The 13,002-nt window shown below is 46.1% G+C and carries 6 protein-coding genes; 3 read left to right on the forward strand and 3 right to left on the reverse strand.

The window, feature by feature from the left end; translation table 11 throughout:
• Nucleotides 1–222 precede the first annotated feature (222 nt).
• The 3 genes from NG796_RS01375 to NG796_RS01385 all read left to right on the forward strand — a co-directional run bounded on the left by NG796_RS01375 (nucleotide 223) and on the right by NG796_RS01385 (nucleotide 9,807).
• Complete coding sequence (locus NG796_RS01375) at nucleotides 223–6,159, forward strand: PAS domain S-box protein (RefSeq protein WP_261204119.1); 5,937 nt, start codon at nucleotides 223–225, stop codon at nucleotides 6,157–6,159.
• 175 nt (nucleotides 6,160–6,334) lie between these two features.
• On the forward strand, nucleotides 6,335–8,419 hold the full coding sequence (locus NG796_RS26540) for an ATP-binding protein (RefSeq protein ID WP_261204120.1): 2,085 nt from the start codon (nucleotides 6,335–6,337) through the stop codon (nucleotides 8,417–8,419).
• 137 nt (nucleotides 8,420–8,556) lie between these two features.
• Nucleotides 8,557–9,807, forward strand: a complete 1,251-nt coding sequence (locus tag NG796_RS01385; protein ID WP_261204121.1) for a response regulator — start codon at nucleotides 8,557–8,559, stop codon at nucleotides 9,805–9,807.
• Nucleotides 9,808–9,824: 17 nt separating this feature from the next.
• On the opposite strand, the gene NG796_RS01390 is transcribed toward NG796_RS01385, so the two are convergent.
• From NG796_RS01390 to NG796_RS01400, 3 genes are read right to left on the reverse strand one after another with little or no spacing between them, the layout of a single operon-like run.
• Complete coding sequence (locus NG796_RS01390; protein ID WP_261204122.1) at nucleotides 9,825–10,652, reverse strand: carbohydrate ABC transporter permease; 828 nt, start codon at nucleotides 10,650–10,652, stop codon at nucleotides 9,825–9,827.
• Nucleotides 10,653–10,678: 26 nt separating this feature from the next.
• Complete coding sequence (locus NG796_RS01395) at nucleotides 10,679–11,632, reverse strand: carbohydrate ABC transporter permease (RefSeq protein ID WP_261204123.1); 954 nt, start codon at nucleotides 11,630–11,632, stop codon at nucleotides 10,679–10,681.
• Nucleotides 11,633–11,682: 50 nt separating this feature from the next.
• Nucleotides 11,683–12,948 (reverse strand): ABC transporter substrate-binding protein, encoded by a 1,266-nt coding sequence (locus NG796_RS01400; RefSeq protein WP_261204124.1) that lies wholly within the window; start codon nucleotides 12,946–12,948, stop codon nucleotides 11,683–11,685.
• Between the last annotated feature and the right edge of the window lie 54 nt (nucleotides 12,949–13,002).

Raw genomic sequence — 13,002 nt, forward strand, 5'->3', positions numbered from 1 at the left:
GAACCTTTCATTTAATCCATTCCATGTCTAACCTGTAGAGGATTGAAGCCAGAATCTAAGAGAAAATGCCTATTAGCTGCTCGGAACAGGGCGATTTAATCCCAAGGGATTAAGGGCAAATTAATGGGAATAGGTTACTATTTTTAAAGGGGGAGATGAAAAAGGCGGGTTACGGGGTAACTTGTCGTTCATTGCTCGCGTCAATTCTATAAAATTTACTTTATGTCAAACCCTTTGGTTCTGAAAATTCTGTGGGTTGAGAATACCCTGAACAAAGATAAACCGATTCAAACACTTTTATCCACAACTCCGACCCTGAAAAGTGAGTTAACCTGTATCGACTCCGTAGAGGCGGCGATCGCCGAGTTAAAACAGCACCAGTTTGATGCGATCGCCCTGGAGTTGTCCCGGGAGGAGACGGGGGAACTTGATCGCCTGCATCGCCTGTATGAGATGAGATTAGCGGGAGAATCCCCAGGTTCGAGAACCCCCATTCTCCCGGGAATTGTAGCCGTGATTCCGGGGGAGGATGAGGAATTAGCATTACAGGCGATCGCCGCTGGAGCCCTCGGCTGTTTGTTTACCCCGGAACTCACCGAATCCTTGCTAATTCGGACCATCCGACGGGGGATTGAGCAGAGGAACCGGATCATCCGCGATCGCCAGCTTGAACCGCACAAACAACGGATTATCCAACGACAAAATGACGCCCTATTAGCCCTCACAAGCTCTCACCGGGGGAAAGAGGGGGATTTTACCAAAATCTGCCAGGAAATTACTGAAGTTGCGGCACAAACCCTAGAAGTAGACCGAGTGAGTATTTGGTGGTATAATCGCGATCGCACCGCCATTCGATGTGTGGATTTGTTCGAGAGTCGCCAGCAACGGCATTCCGAGGGACTTGAACTGTTTGCCCAGGACTACCCCAATTATTTTAAGGCCCTAGCCAATAACCGGGCGATCGCCGCTGATGACGCTCACACCCATCCCGCAACCCAAGAATTTTCGGCGGGTTATCTCACACCCTTGGGAATTGCCTCCCTGTTGGATGCACCCATTCGCTTAGGGGGTCAAGTGGTGGGGGTCATCTGTTGCGAACAAATGGAAATCCCGCGAAATTGGTTGGTAGAAGATCAACAACTGATTTCGTCCCTCGCTGACTTTGTAGCATTAGGAATGGAAGAGTGCGAACGATTCCGGACCCAACAAGAGTTACAACATTATCAGGAACATTTAGAAGAGTTAGTTGCCGATCGCACCGCCAAATTTCAACAAATTAATCAACAATTACAAGCAGAAATTGAACAACGTCACCAAACTGAATTAGCCCTGCGTACGAGCGAATCTAAATATCGCTCGGTAGTCGATCATATTAAAGAAGTTATTTTTCAAACTGACAAACAAAACTGTTGGACCTTTCTCAATCCGGCTTGGACCGAAATGACGGGATTTACCGTAGAAGAAAGCCTGGGAAAATCATTTTTAGCCTTTATTGTGGAAGAAGAACAGTCTCAGGGGAGCGAAGGATTAGCCTTACTCACCGATGATCCCATTCACTACAATTGCTTTGAAATTCAACTGCGGACCCTGGAGGGCAAGCGGCGATGGGTAAATGTTTGTGGCAGCCATTACTTGGATGAAACCGGAACCGTTTTGGGTCTTTATGGGACGCTGGATGATATCACTGAACGCAAGCAAGTTGAGCAAGCTTTACGGGAAAGTGAGGAACGGTTTCGCGCCATTGCTCAGGGTACTTCCGTTCCCTTACTGATTAGCCAGATTTCTGATGGCACGATTGTCTATGCCAATGAACTCCTGGGGGAACTGTTAGGAATGTCACTCTCAGAGTTAATCGGTACAAGAACTCCAGATTTTTATGTGAATCCCAGTGATCGCGCAGTGATGTTGGCTCAATTAAGGAAAGATGGATTTCTTTCCGGGTATGAATTGCATATTAAAAAGGCAAATGGCACTCCATTTTGGGTTTTGATTTCTATTCAGTTTATTACCTTTAATGGCGAAGCTGCCATGTTGACGACGTTATCTGATATTACCTATCGCAAACAAGCCGAAGAATCGATTCGAGCCAGCGAACGTAAATATCGCGATTTAGTGGAAACCTCACAAGATTTAATTTGGTCCGTAGATCGGGACGGCTGTTGGACTTTTTTGAATCCGGCAACTCGTCATATTTACGGGTATGAACCCGAAGAAATGTTAGGGCGATCGTTCACCGAATTTCAGCCCCCACGGGCCGCCCAAACTGATTGGAGAATTTTTCAAAACCTCTTAGCTGGAAAGTCGTATTCTCAGTATGAAACGGAACACATTCGTAAAGATGGGAGTGCGATTTATCTCAGCTTTAATGCCGTCGCTTTGCAGGATGAACAGGGAAATGTCGTCGGAACAACGGGGACGGCGACAAATATAACCGCACGGAAGCGGACTGAAGACAAATTGCGAGAGCGATCGCAACAAGCCACCCTCGGTGCTGAAGTCGGTGCTGCTCTCACTCAGGTAGGAAGTTTACGTCAGATTATCCAACGGTGCGCGGTGGAAATCGTCCGCCATCTGGATGCTGCCTGGGTTGCCATCTGGACTGTAGATTCCAGTCAAAATTTGGAATTGCAAGCCAGTGCCGGACCCTGTATGCCTCCCGAGGGCGATCGCGCCCTTTTAGGTCAATTTAACCCTCAACAGATTGCCCAATTACGCCAAATCTACTGGAGCAATGACGCCCTCACTCACGCCGATGTGAGCGCCTGGGTGCAGCAAGCTGGACTCGTCGCTTTTGCAGGCTATCCCTTGATTGTAGATGATCTCGTGGTGGGGGTCATGGAAATTTTTGCGGCTCACCCGTTCTCTAGCACAACCCTGGATTATCTGAGGACGATCGCCGATCGCATTGCCATTGGCATTGATCGCAAGCAAGCGGATTTAGAGCAACGGATGGCAACGGAACGCCTGCAATATTTGCTCCGGTCTAGTCCAGCGGTGATTTATAGCCGCAAAGCCATTGGAGATCATGCCGTTACTTTTATTAGTTCCAATGTTAGCACATTGTTGGGTTACGCGCCAAGGGAATTTATGGAAAACCCTAGTTTTTGGGTCAATCGAGTCCATCCCGAGGAATCCAGTTGCCTCCAACTCGGGTTAACTCACTTGTTGGAGTCCGGTAAAAACCGCGATGAATACCGCTTTCAACATCAAAATGGGGAATGGCGATGGATGCGAGACGAACAGAAATTAGTCCGGGATGACGCGGGAAACCCTTTAGAAATCGTCGGATATTGGGCAGATATCAGCGATCGCAAATTCGCCGAGTCCGCCTTACTTGAAACCAGTGCACGGCTGGATAACATTCTGAGTTCGATTGATGATACCTTGTGGTCTGTCTCGCTGCCTAATCGCACTTTGTTGTATATGAATCAGGCGGCTGAGAAAATCTACGGGCGCAAAGTGGAAGAGTTTTTTAATAATCCCAATCTTTGGGCGACGATGATTCATCCCGAGGATTCCGCCCAACTAGAACCGTTGTTTGATGTTCTCACTTCTCCCCAGAGTAAAGATATTGAATATCGGATTGTGCGACCGAATGGAGAAATTCGTTGGCTGCGCGATCGCTCGCGGATTATTTATGATGCCTCCGGTTCTCCCATCCGGATTGATGGGCTGGCTACAGATATTACGGAACGCAAGCGGTACGAAGCGGCACTGGAACAAGAACGCCAGCAATTACGGCAAATCGTCACTCATGCGCCGGTCGCAATGGCAATGTTTGATCGGGAAATGTGCTATCTAGCCTATAGCGATCGCTGGTGTCTGGATTATCAAATTACTCAGCCGTCGTTGTTAGGTCGCAGTCATTATGAAATTTTCCCCAACCTCAACTCACGCTGGATTAATATTCATCAACAGGCACTCACAGGAACCGTGATGTCCAGTTCTGAAGATGTCTGGGAAAATGCCGATGGTAGCCCCCATTATGTGAGTTGGGCGATTCATCCTTGGTATTCTCCAGACATGGCGATCGGGGGAATTGTGATGGTGAGTATTGACATTGATGAATTAGTCCAGGCGCGGGAACAAGCCCTAGAAGCCGCTCGATTGAAGTCGCAATTTTTAGCGAACATGAGTCACGAAATTCGGACTCCCATGAATGGGGTTTTAGGCATGACTGAATTGTTACTGCGAACCCAACTAACGGCCCAACAACGGGATTTTGTGCAAACCCTAAAAATTAGCGGAGAAAATTTATTAACCCTGATTGATGATATTCTCGATTTCTCCAAACTCGAAGCCGGAGAAATGCGTTTAGATTCTCATGAGTTTGACTTGAACCAGACCTTAGAAGATGCTGTTGATTTATTTACCTTATCGGCAGCTTCTAAACAAATTGAATTAGCGGTTCTGGTTACTCCCGATGTTCCCCGATATCTTAAAGGGGATGCCAGTCGCCTGCGGCAAATCCTTACCAATCTGCTGGGGAATGCCATCAAATTTACGGAACGGGGAGAAGTCGTCATTACGGTCACTTGGGCAGAATCAACCCCCGAACAATCTCTTGAAACACCGGAAGCATCCACCCGATTTACCCTCACTTTTTCAGTTCGGGATAGTGGGATTGGGATTGCCCCTAGCGATCGTAAAAAGCTCTTTCAATCGTTCTCCCAGGTCGATGCTTCTACCACTCGGAAATATGGAGGAACTGGCCTGGGGTTAGCTATCTGCAAGCAATTAACTCAATTAATGGGCGGTGAAATTGGCGTAGAGAGTCAAGTTGGGGTCGGTTCAACTTTCTGGTTTACGGTGCAGTTTGAATCGGTGGCAACTGTTAATCCGAATATCGGGTTTACCCAACCCCCTTCCTTAGATGAGTCCTGCTCTATTCTGTGGGGAAAAAAGCTATTAATTGTGGATGATTCTCCGATTAATCGCCAAGTTGTGCGCCAGCAAGCGAGTCACTGGGGCATGGCAGTATCTGAAGCCGAAGATGGTTTAGAGGCCATTAAGCTTTTAAGAAAAGCGGTCTCTACCGGGGAGCCTTTTAATCTAGCCTTGTTGGATATGCAAATGCCCAAAATGGATGGGGAAATTCTTGGTCAGCTCATCCTCACAGAACCAGTTTTAGCCAATACTTCATTAATTATGATGACGTCAATCAATGAAAGTTATCAAGCTAAAAAGTTTTTAGATTTGGGGTTTTCTGCCTATTTGATTAAGCCGATTAAAGAATCACGGTTGCTGGAATGTTTAATTCGAGGAATTAGTTCAGACGGGTATGAGGGTTCTGGTTCTCCCCCTTCCGATCGCGAGGGATTAGCCTCTTCAATCCCTGAGAACAGCGAGAAACCTCAGTCTAATAATGGGTTGAATATTTTATTAGTGGAAGATACTCGTATCAATCAAAAAGTGGTATTGAATCAGTTAGAATCCCTAGGGTTTGTAGCCGATTGTGCGAATAATGGACAAGAGGCACTGGACAAAATGCAGGACACAGCGTATAATATCGTGTTTATGGATTGCCAAATGCCTGTATTAGATGGGTATGATGCAACCCGCGCCATTCGGGACAGAGAAGGAGACCAGCGACATACGGTGGTCATTGGGTTGACCGCCTACGCAATGGAAGGCGATCGCCAAAAATGTCTGGCAGCCGGTATGGATGATTATCTCACAAAACCCGTTTCCGTCAAAGATTTACAACAGGCGATCGCGCAGTGGGGCCACCCCACCTCGGGGGAGGTGACTGCCGTTCCCATCAACCTGACGGCTGAGGGACCTCTACTGGACCTCTCTTCGGAATCTACCTCATCAGTTGGGGAACATCCCATTGATGAACAACATCTATTAGAGATTGCCCGAGGCGATCGCCTGTTTGCGGTGGAACTGATCACAGCATTTATCGAGGATGGCAAACAGTACCTAGAAGATGCCCATCAAGCCTTAATCCAAGGCGATGCCGTCACCCTCGGGCGTAAGGCACACCAAATTCAAGGGGGAAGCGCCACCATTGCCGCAATCGCCATGCCGACATTAGCTGCAAACTTAGAAAAACAAGCCAAACAGAGTAATTTTAAGGAGGCCGAGGAACTGCTGGGACAATTGAAAACGATTTTAAACCATATTGAGAAATGGGTGAAGGATTGGCCCGTCTAACCCTTTATGAAACCCTGGCGCTGGCTAGGATAAAGGTACTCTATCCCCCCCCAAATCAAGGCCGAGAATCCATATAAAATTGAAGAAAAATCAGAAAAAATGTACAGTGAAGAAGAGGTATGGTTTTATTATCGTTTGTCCTTGGTTTATTGTCCCATTGCCCCGGCACCTACTTATGTCAAAAATACTCGTTATAGATGATGATGGGGTAACTCGTTTACTCCTGAAACGGAACCTCCAAATGCAGGGATATAATGTAACCTTGGCTAAAAATGGAGCCGAAGGATTGCGACTCGCCGAAGAACTCCGTCCAGATTTAATCGTCTGTGACTGGATGATGCCGCTAGTAGATGGTGTGGAAGTCTGTCGCCGCATTAAAGCTCACCCCATCTTAGCCACTACCTTTTTTATTCTCCTCACCGTCCGGGGACAAGTCGATGATCGGATTCAAGGTCTTGATTCAGGAGCCGATGAATTTCTCTCCAAACCAATAGAAAGTGATGAATTACTGGCCCGAGTTCGGGCGGGATTGCGACTACGCCAGTTAACCCAGCAATTAAGCCAAGCGAATCAACAGTTATCGGCTCTCGTAGAAGTTCAACAACAGTTATTAAGTGCCGTAGATTCTAACCCTGAAGAAGCCAATTCCTCCTATATTCAGTTACTTGCCCCCCTGGGACAAGCTGCGCAAGCAAGTCGCGCTTACATGAGCGAACTCTATCAGGATCAGGCGGGAATTGAACCCTTGATATTATGCGAGTGGTTTGCAAAAGACCGCAGGGGTAATTCTAGCCCACAGACTTCCCAACCGACAGAGGGTCTAATTCCGCCCAATCCCTTACCTTCGCGCTGGATTGAAACCTTCAACAAGGGTGGAATTGTAGCCGGGAAAGTGAGCGATTTTCCCGCTGTGGAACGAGAGATTTTGGAGCAAGCCTGCCTGGAGTCCGTATTAATGTTACCCCTCACCCTCAAGGATGAATTAGTGGGCTTTATCGGCTTTGAGAATTGTGCGATCGCCGATCTGGATTCTCTGCTGCCGATTTTGCGCGCCGCCGCCGCTGCCATTTGCCTACACCGCGATCGCTCCGCTGCCTTACTCGCCCTCAGAGCCAGTGAAGCCCGCTATCGGGCGATTATCGAAGACCAAACGGAATTTATCTGTCGCTTTGCCCCCGATGGGACCGTGACCTTCGTTAATGATGCCTACTGTCGGTATTTTACCATGAGTCGAGAGGAACTGATGGATGGCTCTCTGGTTCCCTTTCGCCCCGATTTTGAGCGGGATTTTGTCAACCAGCCCGTGATCAACCGAGAAGAATCCGCCGTTTTACCCAATGGAGAAGTGCGATGGCATCATTGGACTGAACGGGCGGTCTTTTCTGGAGATGAACTCGTTGAGTTTCAAGCCGTTGGGCGAGATATTACCGAACGCAAACAAGCCGAAGAGGAAACCCTAAAAGCCCTGGAGAAAGAAAAAGAACTCAATCAGCTTAAAACTCACTTTGTATCTATGGTTTCCCATGAATTCCGTACCCCCCTCACCACTATTCTTTCCTCCGCTGACTTGTTGGAATATTACCAAGAAGACTTTCCCGATTCCAAAGAGGATAAAAAGCTCCAAGCCATCCAACGGATTCAAAGTGTTTCCGTCAATATGACGCAAATGATTGATGATGTTCTATTAATTGGTCATGCTGAATCAGGTAACCTACAATGCAACCGCCATCCCTTAGATGTAGTGGAGTTTTGTCAGCAATTAGTCGAGGATATGCAGTTTATTGATAACGGGTTACATGGGATTGAGTTAATTTTATCTCAACCGAGTCTCTCTGCCTGTATGGATGAAAAATTACTGCGGCATATCCTGACCAACTTACTCTCTAATGCTCTCAAATATTCCCCTGAAGGGATGCCGATTCAACTAGAACTGTGCGATCGCCAAAACCTAGCCATTTTTCACGTCAAAGATCGTGGAATCGGCATTCCCCCGGAAGACTTGCCCCATCTATTTGAGCCATTCCAACGCTGCCGAAATGTCGGTAAAATTTCCGGCACTGGCATGGGACTAGCCATTGTGAAAAAGTGTGTAGAAATTCATGGGGGAGAAATTTCTGTCCAGAGTGAAGTTAGCACGAAAGAGCGATCGGGCGGCACTACCTTAACGGTCATTTTACCCCGCTTCCCCCTGTCCCGCCTCACCTCTGACTTGAAAGATAAAGTCATTCAAATCCGTCCCGGAAACAGGCCCGAGGAATAAGCCTGAATCCTCCCCCAGTGTCCCGGATAGGCATCCTAACTCTTCATGTATTTGAACGGAAAGAGTTAGAGATTTTTAAATTATGATACCATACAAAATTGACCCTCCAACTTATATGATAAGTTCCTCTAAAAACTATGGATAAAATCCTGGTCATAGATGATGATTCCGCCACCCGCTTACTCCTTAAACGAGACTTAAAATTAGAAGGGCATGAAGTCACCGTTGCTAAAGATGGGGAAGAAGGGGTAAAACTCGCCCTAGAACTTCATCCCGCCTTAATTATTTGCGATTGGGTAATGCCTTATTTTGATGGCGTAGAAGTCTGTCGGATCGTTAAATCAAACCCTGAATTAGCCTCTACTTTTTTTATTTTACTGACCTCCAAAGTCGATTTAGAGGACCGTATTCAAGGACTTGATGCCGGGGCCGATGATTTTCTCTCCAAACCCGTCAATCCAGCCGAACTTTTAGCCCGGGTCAGGGCCGGACTGCGACTCTATCATTCCCAACAACAATTAAGCCAATCTAATCAACAACTCAGCCAAACCTTACGGGATTTACAACAAACCCAGGCTCAGTTAATCCAAAGCGAAAAAATGTCCTCCATCGGTCAAATGGTGGCCGGAATTGCCCATGAAATCAATAATCCCGTGACCTTTATTGATGGCAATTTGAATCATGCCAGCAAATATATTAAAGAATTACTAGAGTTTATTCAACTGTTTCAAAAACATTATCCCAATCCGCTGCCGGAGATGAAAGAAGCAGCCGAAGAATTAGATTTAGAATTTTTAATGGCGGATTTTCCTCCCCTTGTCGAATCTATGAAGCGAGGGGCGAAGCGGATTCGAGAAATTGTAGAATCGTTGCGAACCTTTTCTCATTTGGATGAAGCGGAACTGAAGGATGTAGATTTGCATGAAGGGTTGGATAGTACCCTCTCAATTTTAAAAGGTCGTTTAGAAGGGATTGAAACTGAGATTACCTATGGAGAATTACCACGGGTCGAATGCTATCCAAGTGATATCAATCAAGTATTTTTTCACCTTCTCAATAATGCGATCGATGCTGTAGGAAAACGTACCCCTCTCCCAAATTCTACCCCCCCTCGGATTCGCATTTGTACCGAAACTCGCACCGCTTCCCATGCCGTAATTCGGATCATTGATAATGGTATCGGCATTCCCAAAGAGACGGTCCCTAATATTTTTAATCCCTTTTTTACGACTAAAGATGTTGGGGCGGGAAAAGGACTCGGCTTAACTATTTCTTATCAAATAGTTGTCGATAAACATGGGGGAAAATTAGAGGTTCATTCTGAACCGGGACAAGAAACAGAATTCGCCGTCATCATCCCCATTTCTCCTCCCAAAAAGCTGGGATAAATTTCCCTCTTCGTCCTTTATCCCTTATTTCCGGTAAAGGTTACCCCTTGCACAAAATAACGATTAAAAAATGCATAAATAGCCAAGGCGGGTAATGTAAATACCATCGAAGCGGCCATGATATAGTTCCAATAACTGATATATTGACCCTTAAAGGTATTCAATCCCAACGGTAAGGTAAACATATCTTGACTGGATACGACAATTAAGGGCATGAAAAAATTATTCCAACTTCCCATAAAAATAAAAATAGCTTGAGCCGCTAGGGCCGGTTTTGCTAACGGCATTACCACTTTCCAAAAGGTTTGCCATCGGTTCAATCCATCCAATGCCGCCGCTTCTTCCAGTTCCTTGGGGAAATTTACAAAGAACTGACGCATCATAAAAATAAATGTGGCATTGACCATACTGGGGACAATTAATCCTTGATAAGTGTTCAACCATCCCAAAGATTTTAAAATTAAAAAAGTGGGAATTAAGGTGATTTGTCCGGGAATCATTAATACAGCTAAAATCATCCCAAATATAATTCGATTTCCCCGAAACGGAATCCGGGCTAGGGCGTAACCTGCCATTGAATTAAACACAATATTAAACCCGGTTACGCACACGGCTATAAAGGCACTATTGAACAACCAGCGCCCGAATAGGCGTTCTCGGGTAAAGATGGATTGATAGTTTTCTAGGGTAAAATTCTGGGGGATAAAATTCATCCCCCCTTCCACAATTTCTGCTAAGGGTTTAAAGGATGCCGACATTGCCCAGGCAAAGGGAATAAAGGTGACGATCGCGTATAGAATTAAGAATCCGTACAGCAGCGCTTTTAATCCAGAAATTCGCTTCATTCTCCGTGAGTCTCCTGTGATGACGATTACTGAGGAATGTCTTCTTTAAACAAATACCGTTGCACCAGGGTCGCTAAGACGATCGCCGTTGCTAATAAGAGGGCTAAAGCAGCCGCATATCCCATCTCTAAATTCTTAAAAGCATATTGATAAATCAACAAAACTACCGTCAAGGTGGAGTTATTGGGACCGCCGGACCCTCCCGAAAAAATATAGGATTGGTCAAAGAGTTGAAACGTGCCAATAATACCCATGACAATGATAAAAAAGGTCACAGGTTTGAGTAAGGGTAAGGTAATATTCAGAAAGCGATCGCACCCATTCGCCCCATCAATTTTGGCCGCTTCATAGAGAGATTCTGGGATATCTTGAAGCGCTGCCAAATAAATCACCATGAAAAAGGGCGCGCTTGCCCAAATATTCATAATCATAATCGATTTCAGCGCTATATTTGGGTCTCCCAACCAATTGTAAGTCGGTAAACCAAACCCTTCTAAAAAATGATTCAGTAGCCCATCGGCATTGTAAATCCACATGAAAATCAGGGTTAACACCGCCGATGAGGTAATCGTCGGCAGGAAAAACACCACCCGAAACAGGTTTTTCCCGCGAATTTGAGCATTCAGGACCAAGGCTAACATTAAGGCAATGAACGTCTGAATCGGAACGACGATCGCCACATATTCAGCGGTATTTTTCAACGCAATCCAAACCCGTCCATCATCCACCAACCGGGTAAAATTCCGCAGGTGAACAAATCGATAGCTCATTTCCCCTAAAATCTCAACTTTGTGAAACGAGAGGAAAATCGCATACAAAATTGGCAAGCCCAAAAACACCCCTAAAATCATTAAAGCTGGGGCGATAAATAGATAACCGGATAGGGAAGGGGAAAAGCGAAAATTTCGATGGGTTTTAGCCCGAGAAGCCGCTGGATTTAAAGAAGACACAGGCATAGATTTGAGTGGGATGCTAGTCATAGTTTAGGAACCTCTTTGACTGAGGACAGAACTACCTTCATGTCAGGGAATTAATACAGACTCGCTTTAATTTCCTGGTTGGCAGTCGCTTGGGCTTTTTTCATAGCCTCTGATAAAGATTGTTCCCCTAATAAAGCACTGAGAAACTGATTGTTAAAATTTTGAGTAACGAGGGACAAATTTTCCCCGGCTTGCCAAAGGGTGGCATAGTCAGCACCGGCAACAAAAGGCGCATAGAGGGGATTATTGAGATATCCCAATTCGGCTAGGACTGATTTGCGGGTGGGTAAAATTAATCCCCCACTCGCCCAGGCTTTCATGCCTTCTTTTCCGGTTAAATAAGAAATCAATTCCCACGCTTCTGGTTTATGAGTAGATTGCTTATTCATGACGTAGGCAACGGTAAACGCCATTGTGCCTTTTTTGCCGTTAATGGTAGGGACGGGAGCAATAGCAAAAGAAATCCGAGGAAAGGTTTCTTGCAGGTAAGGAATGGCCCAATTTCCATCAAGAACCATCGCTGCTTTTCCCTGTCCAAACATTTCGCTGACGTTACTTGCGCCGGTATCGGAAGGAATGCCTGCGGTGCGAGCTTGTTGATATTGTTCGATAACCGGGGCGAGTCCTTTTAAGGCTTTGGGTTGAGCAAATGCGGCGAACCCTTTGCGATCAACAAATTGCCCGCCAAAGGCTTTAATTACAAAGGCTTGACGGGTTAATTCGGGAACCATGCCATAGCCATACCGTTGGATGCGCCGATCGCGATTGCGTCGCACCGTTAATTGTTCAGAATACTCCTGTAATTGCGCCCAAGTTTTTGGCGGTTCACTTAATCCCGCTTCCTGGAAAAATTCAGTATTGTAATAGAGCCCTAAGGTAGAGAAATCTTTCGGTAACCCGTAAATTTTGCCCTTATATTTGAAGGCATTGAGCATCGCCGGTTGAAAATCTCTGAGGTCAAAATCTGGGGTAATATAGCGATCAAGGGGTTCTAATACGCCTCGATGCATCAGTAACGGTGCTTCTAGGGTATCTAAATAAAAGATATCCGGAGCCGCATCCCCGATTAATCGCGTTTTGATGACGTCAGAATACTGATCCGTGATGACTTCATACCGGACTTTAATTTTAGGATGGGTGGCTTCAAAATCCCGGAGTAGCTGTTCAAGAAGCTGTTTTTCCACGGGACTACTTTGCCAACCACTGAGAGTAAGAGTGGTAACATCTTCACCGGGAAAACTGCCGCAGGCGGTGAGAGTGAGAACCAGCAGCAGGACGATCGCCCACTGGCACAGAAGCCGATAAAGTTTTGACATAAATCCTGCTCTCGGGTAAAGCTGGGCCGTCCTGAATGTAATAGCCGATACTTT

It is taken from the genome of Laspinema sp. D2d, from assembly GCF_025370755.1.
Lineage (GTDB): Bacteria > Cyanobacteriota > Cyanobacteriia > Cyanobacteriales > Laspinemataceae > Laspinema.